Annotated in this window: 14 protein-coding genes and 1 pseudogene; all 15 read right to left on the bottom strand. The window is 37.4% G+C overall.

Annotated elements, in window-relative coordinates; genetic code table 11:
- Positions 1 to 66: 66 nt before the first annotated feature.
- Positions 67 to 1,794, bottom strand: a complete 1,728-nt coding sequence (locus ACEN36_RS02200) for a phospho-sugar mutase (RefSeq protein ID WP_407125833.1) — start codon at positions 1,792 to 1,794, stop codon at positions 67 to 69.
- A gap of 155 nt (positions 1,795 to 1,949) precedes the next feature.
- Positions 1,950 to 3,080: pseudogene (locus tag ACEN36_RS02195) on the bottom strand (ArgE/DapE family deacylase); the annotation flags it as partial.
- A gap of 231 nt (positions 3,081 to 3,311) precedes the next feature.
- Complete coding sequence (gene trxB, locus ACEN36_RS02190) at positions 3,312 to 4,280, bottom strand: thioredoxin-disulfide reductase (protein ID WP_407102736.1); 969 nt, start codon at positions 4,278 to 4,280, stop codon at positions 3,312 to 3,314.
- Positions 4,281 to 4,387: 107 nt separating this feature from the next.
- Complete coding sequence (locus tag ACEN36_RS02185; protein ID WP_407095888.1) at positions 4,388 to 4,813, bottom strand: tetratricopeptide repeat protein; 426 nt, start codon at positions 4,811 to 4,813, stop codon at positions 4,388 to 4,390.
- Between the two features lie 232 nt (positions 4,814 to 5,045).
- Positions 5,046 to 6,017: a UTP--glucose-1-phosphate uridylyltransferase GalU gene (galU, locus tag ACEN36_RS02180; RefSeq protein ID WP_407125832.1), complete on the bottom strand. Its 972-nt coding sequence runs from the start codon at positions 6,015 to 6,017 to the stop codon at positions 5,046 to 5,048.
- A gap of 22 nt (positions 6,018 to 6,039) precedes the next feature.
- Positions 6,040 to 7,053: an NAD(P)H-dependent glycerol-3-phosphate dehydrogenase gene (locus tag ACEN36_RS02175; protein WP_407125831.1), complete on the bottom strand. Its 1,014-nt coding sequence runs from the start codon at positions 7,051 to 7,053 to the stop codon at positions 6,040 to 6,042.
- On the bottom strand, positions 7,053 to 7,727 hold the full coding sequence (gene ppaX, locus ACEN36_RS02170; protein ID WP_407095885.1) for a pyrophosphatase PpaX: 675 nt from the start codon (positions 7,725 to 7,727) through the stop codon (positions 7,053 to 7,055). Before ppaX ends, ACEN36_RS02175 begins: the two co-directional genes overlap by 1 nt.
- A 29-nt stretch (positions 7,728 to 7,756) precedes the next feature.
- On the bottom strand, positions 7,757 to 8,596 hold the full coding sequence (gene lgt / locus ACEN36_RS02165) for a prolipoprotein diacylglyceryl transferase (protein WP_407095884.1): 840 nt from the start codon (positions 8,594 to 8,596) through the stop codon (positions 7,757 to 7,759).
- 147 nt (positions 8,597 to 8,743) lie between these two features.
- Positions 8,744 to 9,688, bottom strand: coding sequence for an HPr(Ser) kinase/phosphatase (gene hprK, locus ACEN36_RS02160; RefSeq protein ID WP_407125830.1), 945 nt, complete (start codon positions 9,686 to 9,688; stop codon positions 8,744 to 8,746).
- Positions 9,689 to 10,166: 478 nt separating this feature from the next.
- Complete coding sequence (locus ACEN36_RS02155) at positions 10,167 to 10,526, bottom strand: phage holin family protein (protein WP_407125829.1); 360 nt, start codon at positions 10,524 to 10,526, stop codon at positions 10,167 to 10,169.
- A complete protein-coding gene (locus ACEN36_RS02150; protein WP_407095881.1) occupies positions 10,526 to 10,828 on the bottom strand; it encodes a PspC domain-containing protein in 303 nt (100 codons plus the stop codon). The genes ACEN36_RS02155 and ACEN36_RS02150 overlap by 1 nt, the downstream gene beginning before the upstream one ends.
- A 52-nt stretch (positions 10,829 to 10,880) precedes the next feature.
- Positions 10,881 to 12,449: a daptomycin-sensing surface protein LiaX gene (liaX, locus tag ACEN36_RS02145; protein WP_407125828.1), complete on the bottom strand. Its 1,569-nt coding sequence runs from the start codon at positions 12,447 to 12,449 to the stop codon at positions 10,881 to 10,883.
- Between the two features lie 388 nt (positions 12,450 to 12,837).
- Complete coding sequence (gene uvrA / locus ACEN36_RS02140; protein ID WP_407125827.1) at positions 12,838 to 15,675, bottom strand: excinuclease ABC subunit UvrA; 2,838 nt, start codon at positions 15,673 to 15,675, stop codon at positions 12,838 to 12,840.
- A gap of 135 nt (positions 15,676 to 15,810) precedes the next feature.
- Positions 15,811 to 16,464: an HD domain-containing protein gene (locus tag ACEN36_RS02135; RefSeq protein ID WP_407102726.1), complete on the bottom strand. Its 654-nt coding sequence runs from the start codon at positions 16,462 to 16,464 to the stop codon at positions 15,811 to 15,813.
- 133 nt (positions 16,465 to 16,597) lie between these two features.
- Positions 16,598 to 17,716, bottom strand: a complete 1,119-nt coding sequence (locus tag ACEN36_RS02130; RefSeq protein WP_407125826.1) for a cation diffusion facilitator family transporter — start codon at positions 17,714 to 17,716, stop codon at positions 16,598 to 16,600.
- Positions 17,717 to 17,726: the final 10 nt, after the last annotated feature.

Genomic DNA, 17,726 nt, shown 5'->3' with positions numbered 1-17,726 from the left:
ATCTATAAACAAACAAGAGTGAGGATAAAGATACCCCTCACTCCTGTTTGTTTCTACATCAGTAAATCAATCTTCCACTAATTCATTGATAGCTTTTTCAAATCCAGCTACTTTTTCAGTTGCCTGAGCATTAGAATCAGCTTTTGCTCCAATATAAAATTTGATTTTCGGCTCGGTCCCTGATGGACGAATGGCAATCCAACTACCATCTTCCATAGTGTATTTCAATACATCTGCTGGCGGCATTTCAATTGTTTCGTTGGATCCATCTTCCATTGTTTTGGTGCTGGTTTTAAAATCTTCGACAGTAGCCACTTTGATTGCATTAAACTCAGTAGGAGCTTGCTCTCTAAATTTAGACATCAAAGCTTTGATTTTTTCAGAACCTTCAATACCAGCCATTTTTACAGAAATGGTTTTTTCATTGAAGTAACCATAAGTCGCATATAACTCTTGCAACCCATCGTAAAGGGTTTGTCCTTTTTCTTTATAATAAGCAGCTACTTCAGCAATCAACACCAGCGCTTGAATAGCATCTTTATCACGAACAAAAGATTTAACAAGGTAGCCATAGCTCTCTTCAAATCCAAACAAGAATGTATGACTGTTATCCGCTTCGTATTGCTCGATTTTTTCAGCGATAAACTTAAAGCCAGTCAATACATCGACCATTTCTACGCCAAAACTTTCTGCAATCACAGTTGGCAGTTCGCTGGAAACAATGGATTTTAAAACAGCCCCATTTGAAGGCAATGTTCCATTATTTTTTTGAGCAGTCAGCAAATAATGCAGCATTAAACTGGCAATCTGGTTTCCAGTCAATACTTCATAATCGCCTTCAGCAGTTTTTACCGCAATTCCTAAACGGTCAGCGTCGGGATCAGTTGCTACTAAAACATCTGCTTCAATCTCTTTTCCTAATTTGATGGCATATTCAAAAGCTCCCGGTTCCTCTGGATTAGGAGATTTAACCGTCGTGAAGTCAGGATCAGCTTCTGCTTGCTCAGGCACTAAAGTGATTCCTGTAAACCCTGCATCAGCTAACGCACGTTCACCCAACATTTTTCCAGTACCGTGTAATGGCGTATAGACCAATTTCATGTCGCTGCCGATTTTTTGGATCATTTCTGAGTTTACAGTAACTTCTTTCACATGATCTAAATAAACTTTATCTACATCTTCGCCAATCATTGTCAAAAGACCTTTTTCTTTCAATGCCTCTTGTGAAAGTACTTCTAATCCTAAGCTGTTTTCTACACTGCGGACAAGGGTAGTCAATGCATCTGCATCTTTAGGTGGCATTTGACCTCCATCTTCACCATACACTTTGTAGCCGTTGTATTCGGGTGGGTTGTGGCTAGCAGTAATCATGATACCAGCAAATGCATTCAAATGACGCACTGCAAAAGACAGCTCTGGAGTTGGTCGCAAGCTTTCAAATACATAACTTGGAATCCCATGGACTCCCAAGGTTTTAGCAGCTTCCATAGCAAATTCTGGTGATTGGTGTCTAGAGTCGTAGGCAATGGCTACTCCACGTCTAACAGCTTCTTCACCGTTCTGTTCGATAAATAAGGCTAAACCTTCTGTAGCTTGACGAATGGTGTATTGGTTCATACGGTTGATTCCCACACCGATGACACCGCGCATCCCAGCAGTTCCAAATTCTAATGGCGCATAAAACGCATCTTCTAAAGCAGCATTGTCATCTTTTAAAGATTCCAATTCTTCTTTTAAAGTAGGCTCTAAATTTTTAAATTCGTTCCAAATAGTGTAAGTTTCTTTCCAACTCATCTACATAACCTTCTTTCTGATTTTCCCCTTATGTAAAGGCTTATAATAAAAGTATACCATTATTTAGTCATAAATCCTCTTTTTTCGTATTGAAAAATAAAAAGAGGAGACTACCAAAAAAGTAGACTCCTCTTCCTCTTTATCAAAGAGATTAGTTATTTTTCGTTCGTCAATCCTAAAATCAACTCTTTATAGATATCAAAAAAGGCAAGATAAACGTCTTTAGCAACATATTCATCTACTTTATGAGCCATTTTTGTTTCACCAGGGCCGAACATCATAAACGGAAAGTCTTTATCTTTACCACGTAATAAGTTTGAACCATCAGTAACACCAGTTGAAGCTTTAATAGAAAGATCTAAATCTAAATATTTTTTCCCAAGTTCTTTAGAAAGATCAATCATTTTAGATTGTCCTGAAGTAAGAACACTAGGCAATGACATAGAGACTTCAACTTCAATTTCCGAACCTTCTTTATTGTATTTATCAGCTGTTGTATTGAATAATTCAATAACTTCATCATTGTTAAATTCAGGAATCGTACGTACGTTGATTTCTGCTACAGCTTTGTCCGGAATGGAGTTTACTTGATTCCCACCATTGAAAATGGTTGTGCTGCTCACTAATTTATTCAGCACTTCATTTGTCCGTTCATCATTGTTAAGCTTGTTATCCATATCTAACAAGTATTCCATCAATGCATTAATCGCATTGTAACCTTGGTCAGGCATAGAACTATGTGCCGCTTCACCAATTGAAGTGACGCGTAAGTTTAATGACCCTTTATGTGAGTAAATAATCGTATCTTGAGATGGTTCAGCTACCCATAGATAATCTACATCATTCATATAGCCTTCTTCATACAATTTCTTAGAACCTGCTCCGCCAACTTCTTCACCTGTTGTTGCCATAAGACGTACGGTTCCATTTGTTAACTCGTTACTTTCTTTGAGCTCGATCAACACTAAAGCAAGATTTACTAAACCTGACTTCATGTCATTTGATCCGCGTCCATATAAGTTTCCGTCTCGTTCTGTCAAAGTAAATGGATCTGAAGACCATTCACTTTCATCACCAGGAGAGACAACATCCATATGTCCAGATACACCAATGACTGGTTTTCCGCTTCCTATTTCCGCTACTAAATTCACACGAGTCTCAGTAACTGGAACAATTTTAGTTTTAATCCCGTGTTCAGCAAATAAATCTTTTAAGTAATTGGCCACTTCGATTTCATTTTGGTTGACCGATTTGATTGCTACAATGTCAGAGAGAATCTTGATTTTTTCTTCTTCTGTAAACTATTTCATTTATGTCCCTCCAATATTTTGTTTGTTAGACCTTATCATTAAGTCCTACTCTTGTACGTTATCAAAAAACTTCTACTAAAGAAATCTCTACAATTATTGTACTCCTCTAATGAACCAAATGCTAATACAGCGGATTTTGCAACTATTATTCTAGTGATCCATAAAAAAGGATGCCAGCTCGATTTCTCAAGCTGACATCCTTTTTTATTAGCCACTTACTTTTTCAGATTCAACTGAATCTTTTAATTCTTCCACATAATTGAAGGCTTGTTGACCTGCCAAACTTCCATCACCAACAGCTGTTGCCACTTGACGCAATGGCGTTTTACGAACATCCCCAACAGCGAAAATACCTGGAACTCTTGTTTCCATTCTTTCATCTGTTTCGATCCAACCTTCTTCATCCGTGATACCTAATGCACGGAACTTTTCAGAGTTTGGAATCAAGCCAACATAGACAAATGTACCATCTGCCATGAAGTCCATCACTTCTCCGGTATGAACATTTTTTATTTTTACACCTGTAACTTTCATATCATCCCCATAGACTTCTTCTACGGTAGAATCCCAGATAAACTCAACTTTATCATTTTTAAAAGCACGATCTTGTAAAATCTTTTGCGCACGCAATTCATTACGACGGTGAATAATCGTTACTTTATCTGCGAATTGAGTTAAATACGTTCCTTCCTCAACTGCTGAATCTCCTCCACCAACCACTACTAAATGTTTGTTTCGGAAAAATGCTCCATCACACACAGCACAATAAGACACTCCACGACCATTGTATTCTGTTTCGCCGTCTACACCCAGTTTACGATGTTCTGCTCCTGTAGCAATGATAATTGCACGAGTTTTGTACTCTTTCTTACCAGCAACGATTGTTTTGTATTCTTTTCCGTTCGTCACTTCTTTTACATCACCATAAGCATATTCAGCACCAAATTGTTTAGCACTTTCAAACATTTTATTGGACAAATCAGGTCCTAAAATACTATTGAAACCAGGGTAGTTTTCAATTTCTGCTGTATTGTTCAATTGTCCACCAGGAATTCCACGTTCTAATATCAATGTATCTAAATTGGAACGAGACGCATATAGCGCAGCTGTCATCCCTCCTGGACCAGCTCCAATAATGATGACATCATAAATCTTTTCAATTTTTGTTAATTCCATAGCTCATTCTCCCTATTTATCAAATTCTCTTTTTTTACTGTAACTAAAATAACCAGAAAACACTAGAATTTTGCTTACTTTTTAGAAGTCAATTGATTGTGCCGTCATTAAATGTTCAATTCTTCTTCCAAATCCTTTTGAAATTCTTCAGCCTCTTCTTTATATTCACCTGTAGGCACCAAATACAAATACATTTGCGTACACTTTAAAGCTTTGCCATAATCTCCTAAAAAAGCATAATTATTGGCTTGAAAATAATGAACTTCTGGATAATTTTCACTGCCTTTTTGGATCAATTCATCGATCAGATCACAGGATTTTTGAAAATGTCCAAGATGTTGATAAATCAATGCTGTTTGGCATTGTCCGAACTCTCTATCTACATCATTATCCGCAAGAGAAGTAGCTCGTTGAAAATATTTTAATGAATGTTCTAAGTTATTTTTATCAAACGCTTCCCAAGCTCTATTGAAATAAAAATCAGCATTGGGATTTATTTTAATGATTTCTGCTTGACCATTTTTATTAGACATCGTTCTACTCCTCTCTGTTGCTCCGTTTATACATCCTTAAAAAAGAACGCTATCCTTGTCAATTTAGAGTATTTTTACACTCGAATCATTTTTATATTAACATCTATTATAGCACAATCCCACTATATTTGATAGATGTCCTCGCTTTTCAACACAAGTTCAATCTGCTGCACAGCTTTTGTTCACGCAAAAGAGATGAGCGGAAAACTCATCTCTTTTACAGTAAACTTATTTAATTTTCTTTGTTTTCTTTTAGTTCTTCTTTCTTCTCTTCGACTTTTTCTTTCACCACTTCTTCAATTTCTTCAACGGCTTTTTCATTGTCTTCAGCCTCTAATTCTGTAGCCAAATTTTTAATATAAGCTCGCAAATCATCTTTGATTTGTTCATGTCTTAGCCCATATTGAATACTGGTTTTCATAAAACCAAATTTATCTCCAACGTCATAACGCTCACCTTTAAACTCATGAGCAAAAACGCGTTGCGTTTTGTTTAAATTATCGATTGCATCTGTCAATTGGATCTCATTACCAGCTCCAGGTTCTTGATTTTCCAATAGCTCAAAAATTTCCGGTGTCAATAAGTAACGTCCAATAATCGCTAAATCGCTTGGTGCATCTTTAGGATCTGGTTTCTCCACAAATCGTTTAACATTGTACAAACCTTCTTCAATTTGTGCTTCTGGATCAATAATTCCATATTTCGACGTATCTTCATGAGGAACTTTCATCACAGCTATATTAGACGCATGTGTTTTTTCATATTGATCAATCAATTGTTTAGTTAATGGAACTTCATCTTCCATGATATCATCACCTAACATCACTACAAAAGGTTCGTTTCCAACAAAGGCTTTAGCATGAAGCACAGCGTCTCCTAAACCCTTAGGATAAGATTGTCGGACGAAAAACAAGTTTAACCCGATAGTTTCTTCAACTATTTTCAATAATTCAAATTTTTCTTTTTCCCGCAAATTTTCTTCCAACTCAATATTAGAGTCGAAATGATCTTCAATAGGACGTTTGCTTTTGCCCGTAATAATCAAGATATCTTCAATACCTGAATTGATCGCTTCTTCAACAATAAATTGAATCGTTGGTTTATCTACAATCGGCAACATTTCTTTTGCCATTGCTTTTGTTGCAGGTAAAAACCTTGTCCCTAACCCAGCAGCTGGGATAACGGCTTTTCTCACTTTCTGCATGCTGTTTTCCTCCTCCATTTACTTAATTTGTTTCGTTTTTTCCAACACGGTTCATCAACTCTTTGATAACTTCTTTTACATCAGCTTTATTATACAACACTTCATAGATGGCTGTCGTGATCGGCAGTTCGACATTTTTTTGTGCAGCTAATTCGTACGCTGCTTTTGTCGTGGATACTCCTTCAACGATCATTCCCATATTTTCCAATATATCGTCTACGTCTTTTCCTTCGCCCAATAACTTTCCAGCACGCCAGTTACGAGAATGGATACTGGTACACGTTACAATCAAATCGCCCACTCCGCTCAATCCTAAGAAAGTTAACGGATCTGCACCAAAAGAAACCCCTAGACGTGTAATTTCAGCTAAGCCTCTCGTCATGAGAGCTGCTTTAGCATTGTCTCCATAACCGATTCCCACTAAAGCTCCTGCTCCTACAGCAATGATGTTCTTCAATGCTCCACCAAGTTCTACTCCTATGATATCGGGGTTCGAATAAACTCGGAAATACTCATTCATGAATAGCTTTTGCACATATTCGGCTCCAGTCACTGGATTAGATGCAGCGGTAATAGTTGTTAGATCTTTAACTGCTACTTCTTCTGCATGGCTTGGTCCAGACAATGCCACGATACCTTTTCTTTTGGCTTCAGGAATTTCTTCAGCCAGTATTTCAGAAATCCGTTTATGTGTTTCTTGTTCCAGACCTTTACTAGCGTGAATAATAATCGTATTTTCTTTTAAAAAAGGCGCCGCATCTTGAGCAACTTGTCGCATGGCTTTTGTTGGGACCACAAAGACTATACCATCAGCATTCTTTACAGCTGCCTCTAGGTCGTAGCACCCTATTAAATTTTCGGGCAGACTTTTTCCTGGTAGATAATGGTGATTGGTATGGTACTGATTGATTTCATCTGCTTGTTCTTTTTTGTGGCTCCATAAACGAGTCTCGTGTCCATTATCTGATAAAACCATTGCTAAAGCAGTGCCCCAAGAACCAGCTCCCAATACGGTGATGATTTGTTTTTTACTCATTAATTAATCTCTTCCTTTACCAGTGTTGAAACCCCATCTTTTAGTATAAAATCTGCTAATTCTTCCATTGACTGAACGGTTAGATCCGGCTCAAAAGGGGCGATTTCTTCTGCTGTCTTTTGTGACCAGCCCACAAAAACGGAAAAGATACCCGCATTTTTAGCTGCCATAATATCGTGTCCGTTATCCCCTACCATCATTGTGGTCCGATGCAGGCAATTCATTTGCGCCATAGCCGTATAAATAGGTTCGGGATTCGGTTTGAAATGTGTATAATCCTCTGCCCCGATCACTACTTCAAATAAGCCTTCTAGATTTAAGTGACTAATGCCTTTTTCAAGTACATCATTTCTTTTTGTTGAAACAACTCCTAATCGAATCCCCTTTTGCTTCAACAATTTTAACGTATCTGCTACACCTTCAAATAAGCGGATCATTTGATCATGATAAACAGCATTGTATTCTCTGTATTTCGCAATCATCTCGTCACTTTTTTCTGCACCCAAAAATTGATATGTTGTTTCTAATGAAGGGCCATTGAATTGGCGCACACTATCCAGTGTATATTCCCCAGGGAAATACTCTTCTAATACACTCAAATGCGATTGATTGATCAACGCATTCGAATCTGCTAATGTTCCGTCAAAGTCAAATAATACTGTTTCAATAGTCACGTTTTTATTCAGTCCATTTCATTTTAAGTCTATTTTTTCACTTTCAGTATTCCATCAGTGTAATAAGGTTTTTTAGGATAATCTCGGCGACGATAGATCCAAATGATCAAAGCCGCTGCGAAAATCACTACACTCAACATTTGCGAAACTCGAATCGGTGTACCAGGAATATACAAGCTGTCCGTACGCATATTTTCGATAAAGAAACGACCAAATGAATACCACATAGCATAGCTCAAAGCCACTTCGCCTTGCAGCAATAAGTGCTTGCGGTTGCGTAATAATACGATCACAACAAATCCCACTAAGCTCCATAAAGACTCATACAAAAAGGTTGGGTGGTAATAAATTCCATTGATTTCCATTTGATTGATAATAAATTCCGGCAGCATCAGGTTTTCTAAAAATCCTCTGGTAACTTCCCCGCCATGAGCTTCTTGGTTCATAAAGTTTCCCCAACGACCAATTGCTTGTGCCAGTAAAACGTGCGGTGCTAAAATATCCAGCATCAGCCAAAGGGAGATATTTTTCTTTTTGGTAAACCAGTAGACGGTCAGTCCTCCAGCAATCAGACCTCCATATATCGCAATTCCGCCATTCCAAATCGCGATAATCTGAGAAGGGTTTTCTAGGTAATAACCTATTTCGAAGAGCACGTAGTACAATCTAGCACCTACAAAAGCAATTGGAATCGTCCAAAGGGCCATATCAATAATTGTGTCTTCTTCTATCCCTCTTTTTTCAGCCTCTTTCATGCTTAGAAAAATCGCTACAAATATTGCCAGTGCGATGATTACTCCATACCAATGAATTTCTAAAGGTCCTAGTTTAAGAGCAATTGGATTCAGCGGTTCGTACACATCATTCATCATTTATTCTCCATTTCATTCTAGACATTTGTAATTCTTTTTACTTTCAGTTGGTCTGCACAACTGTTCCATATTCAGCAAGAAGATTATTTTCCAAGGAAGAATCCACGAAAAATAATCTCTGCTATACCTGTTTTTTATCTTTTTTTAGTCTTCATCGTTCACGACAGAATTTTTTTTGATCAACTGCTCTAAATTCTTGTTTAAAGTTTCAATAGCATCGTATCCCATTTGTTTAGCTCTAAAGTTCTTCGCAGCTACTTCAATGATGATTGCTAAATTTCGTCCTGTACGGACCGGTATAGATATTTTAGGGATGTCCACGTTAAAGTATCGATTATTTTCATCCGCACTGCCTAAACGGTCAAATTGAACTTCTTTATCCCACATTTTTAAATCCACTACTAAATTGACTGTTTTACTGGTTCGAATAGAGCCTACACCAAATAAATTAATGACATCAATAATCCCTACACCACGGATTTCAATTAAATGCGCCAACACTTCAGGTGGTTCTCCAACAATGCGATGTTCATCTAACATATACAAATCAACCCGATCATCAGCCACTAAACGGTGCCCTCTTTGAATCAATTCTAAAGCTGTCTCACTTTTTCCAATCCCGCTGTCTCCGGTGATCAAAACTCCCATCCCATAAATATCTACCAATACCCCATGTACAGATAAGCGAGTGGCAATACGATCTTCTAAGTAATTCGTAACATTACTCGACAATCTTGTGGTCGGATTTTCAGATTTCAAGACTGGAATCTTTGCTTCTTCTGCAGCTTGAATAAACCCCCGCGGCGGCTCCAGTCCTCTAGATACTAATAGAGCTGGTGTTTCTTCATGACAAATGCGACGCATCACGATCAGACGTTCGTCATCCGTCATTTTCTCCATAAATGAAATCTCAGTCCGTCCAAACAACTGAATGCGGTCTGATGGATAATAACTAAAATACCCCGTCAATTCTAAAGCAGGACGAGACAAATCGCTTATTTTTATTTCTCGATCTAAGTAATCATGACCAGCAATAATTTCAAGTGAGACATCTTTGACTAATTCAGAAACTTTAACACTTCTAGTCATATTTTAAACCTCCTATTTTTTCAAATTCGTATAAAAATTCATATTTTATATTTTCCATTGAGATAACCTATTTTAACATTTTCCGACACACCTTGAAAGGTATACTACAAAAATAGAACCGCAAGAGTTTTAAATACAACCGATAGACTTGGATTAATAAAGACCGAATAGTATCCATTTCATAAAAAAATAACTTTAGTACATACCAAAAAGGCTTGAGAGATGCTGGTCTCAAAAGTTAAATTTTATTGTACGACTGTTTATCTGTTTTGACTTCAGATACATCCAGACTTAAGACATGATTTTTGGCTCAAGGCTTTCCATAAGCGACCCCATAGGCCGGTAGAAATTTCTTTATCCATATTAGAAGACGAAGAGCCGCTTTACCCTAAAAAAAGACCCCCAAAGATTAGATATTACTCTAATTTTTGAGGGTCGCTACCGAAAAGATTTGCTCCAAATCTTTTCTTATTTTTAATTAATCTCGATAAATATTCACTGTTGTACGGTTGTTAAAGAATGTATTGACTAAAGATACAATCAACGCGACAAGCATCGTTGTCCAGAATGAAGAAAAGTAAAATCCATTCCCCATAATCGCTGCTGTTAAGCTGAGCATGACTGCATTGATCACGATACTAAACAGACCTAAACTGATAATGGTAATCGGTAATGACAGAATAAACAGTATCGGTTTTAACGTCATGTTTAACAATGCTAGAACTATACTAGCTCCTAACGCAACCCAAACACTTCCAACGTAGAAGTTTGCTTGAAGCAAACCTGATAATGCTAGAAATACTAAAGCATTAACAATGATTCTTTGCCAAAACTTCACTAAAAGTCACTCCAGTCATCATCTTCAACTTTTTCAGCTTCTTTAGGAGAGCTTTTTCGTGATGCATTTGTTTTGTAGTACCCTTTAGGGTTATTGCGTTCTGGTCTTTTTCGGTCAATTTTAGGTTCTGGAATGACAATAGCCAGAATAATATACAATAATACTGGTGACCCGATTCCAACAAATAATGCTACAGCATAGATCAAACGCAATAATGTTGAATCGATATCAAAATATTCTGCAATTCCTCCAATAACACCTGATACCATACGATCATCTTTTGATTTATACAATTTTTTCAATGGTTTCCACTCCTTTGCCTTTAAGTTTTGTCTTTTAGTCTATCCGTTCGCTTTATTCGCCATCTTTAAGCATTACACTACCAGTAGTAGTTCCTATTTTCAAATAAATAGGTGCTTCTTCGGTAACTCTTCTGAAGATCAATGAACGGTTAGTGTGGTCTTTCTTTTCTTTCAGAACTTCAATGTCACCCATGCGATTTTGAATGGAACCAAAGTTCGTTTTTGCTTCGCCTTCAACACTGCTTGTTTTTGGAAGTGATACTTTCGCTGTTCCATTCACAGAAGTTGCTTCTAAACGAGTTATGTCTTTACCAGTCAGAGTTACTTTGACTGTTCCATTTACAGTAGATAAGTTGCTGCTCTTGTAATTTCCTCGAATCGCAATGTTGCCATTTACACTGCGAACCAATAAGTCGCGAATTTGACTATCTAAGACATCTACTGAACCATTAACACCTTCCGCTTCCAACATTGTTGCAGTTGTTTTTTCAAACGTCAATGATCCGTTGGTAGATTTCACATAGACGTCTTTCCCTTCAAATGCTTCGAACTTCACATTGCCATTCAACAATTTAAGAGCAGTATGGTCGTAAGCTCTTTTAGGCAGGTAGACAACGATGTCTGTTCGGACGCTTTTATTTGGAACGTGGAAAGTAAATGATTCTTCTGTTAATTCTACTTTGCTTCTTTTTTCAAAAGCTTCCAAAGGTTCTACGCCAGGTTCTTGTTTGCCATATAATTTAATATCAGCTTCCACTTTGATGTCTTGACTATCCCAAGATTTGAATTGTACATTTCCATTCGCTACTTTTAGGTTGATAATAGTAGCCGTTGTTTCTGGATAATAGAATTCATGTGTGAATTTAGTGGATACCAATCCAGGCATACGGACATTAACATCCTTCCACTCCATGTTATCCATGACTTGAGACAAGCTGGTCTTGATAAATTTACCAAATTGAGTTCCGGCTTCAGTAACTTTCTCATTCACATCTGTAAAAGTTTTTTGTGCTGTATCTTTCCACTCGTCTGGAATTTCAAATTTTTCAGAGACTTGTTTCGTTTGCGTTTTCCACTGTTTTTTCTTCACTGTTTTCATACATTCTTCTAACTCTTCACGTTCTTCATACAACTCATCTAGTTCTGCTTCCAGAACATCAATATCGCCTTCTAATGAATCCATTTCATCTTCTTTTTCAGGAGCTAATTCATCTAAGTCTTCCATCGTTTGAAGAACCATCAATTTTTCATCTAACAAATCTTTGTTGCGTTTTGTTTCATTGATTTCACTGTTTAATTTATCTAATTGTACAGAGTAAGCTGATGCTTTGTTTGCCAATTCTTCTAAGATCGTTTCCAATCGTTCGCGATCTTTTTCTTTTTCAGCTTCTAAACGTTCTTTGCCGTTCTCATAAGCTTCTTCTGTATCAAATCCTTCTGGTTCAATAGCCGATTCATCTTTCTGTTCCGTTACTGTTTCAGCTTCAGTTGCAGAAGTTTGGTCTTTTTTGACAGCTTCTTTGCCTTCTTTTTTAGCCATATTTTCTAAAAGCAATAAAGCTTCTTCAGTTGAAATAATGCCTTCTTTAACGAGCTCAAGAATTCTTTCTCTTTCTTTCATGTTCATTTTCCTCCTTATGCTTTCCATCAGACTACCTGAATGTTTCATATGCGCTAAGTTATTCAAGTTCTTTGCTATATACGTATTATGCAATACTAAGGGAAAAAAGTCATAGGACTTAAGAACGATTTTATAAGCCTTACATAGTCTTAGCTAAGGAAGGCTTTCTCTCTATTTCATTTTACCATAAAGAGTTTAATTAAAAAATCAAAAGCAAACTTGTAAAAAATGCTTGTCTTCAAGCCCTGAAAAGGAATCTATTTTTATTTACCAACATCAACTGTTGCAGAACCGCAATCTGTACTATACGTTTAAAACAGGAGACTGCAACAATCGCTGGCATAACGATTGTTGCAGTCTCCTGTTTAATTAGTTGTACGAATGAACATTATTTTTTGGATTTAACTTTCTGTAAAACTTCTTTTAAATATTTTCCAGTGTAGCTTTCTTTAACGGCTGCCACATCTTCAGGTGTTCCCTTAGCAACGATAGTACCGCCGCCTTCTCCTCCTTCAGGACCTAAATCGATCACGTAATCTCCTGTTTTTATAACATCGAGATTATGTTCGATCACAAGAACAGTATTTCCAGCTTCTACTAATCTGTCCAAAACTTCCAATAAACGTGCGATGTCATCTGTATGCAATCCGGTAGTCGGTTCATCCAGAATGTAGAAATTTTTTCCATTTGAGCGTTTATGCAGTTCACTGGCTAATTTCATCCGTTGGGCTTCCCCACCTGATAATGTCGTAGCAGATTGTCCCAAAGTAACATACCCCAGTCCAACATCCACGATGGTTTGCAATTTGCGATGGATTTTTGGAATTGCTTTAAAAAATACTACAGCATCGTCAATCGTCATGTTCAATACATCAGAGATGCTTTTTCCTTTGTATTTGACTTCAAGCGTTTCAGAATTATAGCGTGCACCATGACACACTTCACAAGGAACATATACATCCGGCAAGAAATGCATTTCAATTTTCAAAATACCGTCACCTTTACAAGCTTCACAGCGTCCGCCTTTTACATTGAAACTAAAACGGCCTTTTTTGTATCCTCTTATTTTCGCTTCATTGGTACTGGCGAATAAGTCTCGGATATCGTCAAACACACTTGTATATGTGGCTGGATTGCTTCGAGGAGTACGTCCAATCGGACTTTGGTCGATACTTACAATTTTTTCGATTGATTCATATCCAGACATCGATTTGAATTTTCCGGGTTTCTTTTTCGCTCGGTTGATTTCTCGTTTAAGAGCTCGTTTCAAAATAGTGTTTACCAAAGAACTTTTTCCTGAACCTGAGACTCCTGTCACTACTACAAAACGGCCCAGAGGAAAATCAACATCCAAGTTTTTCAAATTATTTTCTTGGGCTCCAATAATACGAATGGCTCCCTTGTCTTCTGTACGACGGACAGCGGGTACCGGAATAAATTTTTCTCCGGATAAATAAGCACCTGTTAAAGAGTTTTTATTTTTCTCCACTTCTTCCGGAGTTCCTGTTGCAATGATTTCCCCACCATTGTTACCTGCTCCCGGTCCAATATCTACTAAATAATCCGCAGCCCGCATCGTATCTTCATCGTGTTCTACAACGATCAGAGTATTTCCCAAATCCCGCATTTTTTTCAAAGAACCGATTAAGCGGTCGTTATCTCGTTGATGCAACCCAATGGAAGGCTCATCTAAAATGTATAATACACCTGATAGGTTAGAACCAATTTGCGTAGCTAATCGAATACGTTGAGCTTCTCCACCTGATAAGGTCCCAGCTGTACGAGCTAACGTCAGATAATTTAACCCCACATCTTTCAGGAATGTTAATCGGTCATGCAGCTCTTTAACGATTGGTTCAGCAATAGCGGTTTCTTGTTCGCTTAATTTTAACTGGTCAAAGAACGTAACCGAATGTTCAATAGGGTATTCACACACTTCTCCAATATTTTTCCCATTGATTTTTACAGATAAAGCTTGCTCATTCAACCGTTTCCCGCCACATACTTGACATGGTAGTTCAGTCATATATTGACGCATCTGCTCACGTGTATAGTCACTGCTCGTTTCATTGTAACGACGATGGATATTCGTTAAGACTCCTTCAAACGGCATTTCTGTATCCCTCACACCGCCAAAATCGCTTTTATAATGGAAGTGGAACAATTTGCCTTTTGACCCATTTAACACTAAATCCTGTTGTTCTGCTGGTAAATCTTGAAATGGTTTGTCCATATCGATCTTGAACTTTTTACAAGCTTGTTTTAATAACTGTGGATAATAATTAAAACTAATGGGCTTCCAAGGAATAATGGCGTCTTCGTTTAAGCTAAGTGAACGGTCGGGAATCACTAAATCAACGTCTACTTCTAGTTTTGCTCCAAGACCATCACATTCTGAACAAGCCCCAAAAGGAGCATTAAAAGAGAATAAACGCGGTTCAAGATCTCCAACTGTGAAGCCGCAGTAAGGACATGCATAATGTTCACTGAAGAGAACTTCTTCTTGTCCAATAATATCTGCTATTGCGTAACCATCTGCTAATGTCAAAGCTGCTTCTAACGACTCAAATAAGCGCGAACGGCTACTTTCTTTGATAACAATTCTATCTATGATAACATCAATATCATGTTTTTTATTTTTTTCCAATTCGATGTCATCAGAGATATCATACATTTCTTTATCCACTCTGACACGTACATAGCCTTCGCTTTTGATTTTCTCAAAGACTTTTTTATGTTGTCCTCTTTTGCCATAGATAACAGGACCTAAAATTTGGATTTTTGTTTTTTCAGGGTATTCCATCAATCGGTCTACCATTTGTTCGATCGTTTGACTACTGATTTCGGTACCATCATTTGGACATATCGGATGTCCTACACGAGCATATAATAAACGTAAGTAATCATTTACTTCCGTAACGGTTCCTACAGTGGAACGGGGATTATTGCTTGTTGTTTTTTGGTCTATCGAAATGGCTGGACTTAACCCGTCAATACTGTCCACATCCGGTTTGTCCATTTGACCTAAAAATTGTCGTGCATAAGAAGACAGACTTTCAACATAGCGTCTTTGTCCTTCTGCATAAAGAGTGTCAAAAGCTAATGAACTTTTTCCAGAACCAGAAAGTCCGGTAAAGACGACCAGTTTATCACGTGGAATCGTAAGATCGATATTTTTTAAGTTGTGTGAACGGGCACCATGGACAACAATTTTATCATTCGGCATTTTTCTACATCCTTTATTTTTAGTGTTTAGTGGTTATCATTTTTATTTTAACGCGAAACAAAAGAATAGGACAATGTTATGGATCCTATCCTTTTACTATTTTATCACAATTCCCTTTTTTTATCGAACGTTTGTTCACTTAGTTGTTTTTTCTTCCATTCCTTCTACAATTCTTTGAGAGATCACTTGAATCTGCGCCTGATTAATATAGTCACCACTAAGCAGATCAGGCAAGATTTCTTTGATCAAATATTGTACACAATCTAAATGATTGTATTGAACGATCGTGCTTAAAGATTCTTCATAGATTTCATCAAAAACAGGTTCTGGATTTCCTTTTTGAATTTCTCCAAATGATTCATACAGCAAATCGATTTTATCCGCTACGGCTAAAATTTGGCCTTCCAAAGACTCATCTTTGCCTTCTTTCATCCGATTGATGTAGGCTTTTTGAAACTCTTCTGGTATGACGGTCTCAATAAAATTCTTAGCCATTTTTTCTTCTACATTTGCCAGTTTTTCTCTTAACGAAGGATCCGCATATTTCACAGGTGTTTTGATGTCTCCGATAAACAATTCTGTATAATCATGATTCAATGCTTTTTCATAAAGAGAGCGCCAATCTATTTTATTTCCAGCTTGTTCTTCAACCGTCCCTAAAAATTGCGCTATTTGTGTCACTTTAAAAGAGTGAGCAGCGACAGAATGCTCTTCAAATTTAAATTTTCCCGACAAACGAATGATATTCTCTAAATCACTCAAGCTCTTAATGTATTGATGCATACCCATGTATACCACCCTTTCTTAAAAACAGTAAATTTTTTCTATACTAGCATACTTCTCACAGCATTGCAAAGAATCCACGGGCTAAAAGGATACAAGACAAGACTAGTTAGGAATGTTTACTAACTAGTCTTGTGTCTTAGTGAATTAAATTTTCCATATCTACCACGACTTCAATTGTCGAATGAGTCACATTGTTATCTGTTAACATTAATCGGATCTGTTCTCGAATACTTTCGAACTCACTGACGTCTTCTGTAGACACATACACGGTCACAGCAAAAGCGTTCTCTTCGCCATCAATCGACCAAATATGCAAATGAGAGACACCATGCACGTAGTCGATACTGCGGATTTTCTTATCTAACTGACGTATGTCTACACCTTCTGGAACAGATTCTAGGAAGACATTCGCAGAACTTAGAAAGTTGGGGATAGTTCTGCTGAGTATGAACAGCGCGATCCCAATGGATAATAGCGGATCAAGAATGTACCATTCTTGATATCTTAATACCACACTGACGATCAATACTCCTGCCCATCCCAGAACATCTTCCAACATGTGCAAGCTAAGGACTCTTTCATTTGCAGATGACCCTTTGCCCATTAACCAAGTAGCAAATCCATTGATTGCAATAGCTATGATAGCCATCCAAAACATCCCCTGTGAGTTAACAGGTTCTGGATTGAACAGCAATGGAACACTATGAACAACGACCAACACAGAACCAGTCATCAGTACAATAGAGGTTGTTAGAGCACCTAGTAATGAAAATCTTCTGTGTCCGAAGCTGTATTTTCCATTCGCTTCTTTGTTAGAGATTTTTTGGAATCCCCATGCCAAACCAATAGAAAGTGAATCTCCTAAGTCATGCACGGCATCTGACAGTATAGCTGCACTATTAAAGAGAAAACCAAACACAAACTCAGCTAATGAGAACAATAAATTCAATACAAAAACCAACTGCATATTTTTGGAAGCTTTTTCACCAGAGTTCATATGATGGTGATGACCTTTCTTATCGTGGTGATGATGGGATTCCTCTACATTTGTTGGTGCAAAAGTGGTATTCAAGAACATTTTTTCAGCGCTCACGATTTTTTTTACTGCATTTATATCCACATCTCCAGGTACAAAGAGTGCCTTATCGGAAAAACTCACTTGAACTTTTTCTCCGTGTTGTAATTGTTGCAATCTTGCTTCTAGTTTTTTTGCACAGTTTGCACAGTGCATCCCTTGAAGGCTATACTTTTCCATCGGATTTCCT

It is taken from the genome of Desemzia sp. FAM 23989 (genome assembly GCF_045528345.1).
GTDB lineage: Bacteria > Bacillota > Bacilli > Lactobacillales > Carnobacteriaceae > Desemzia.
This window is presented reverse-complemented; position numbering and strand designations above follow the sequence as displayed.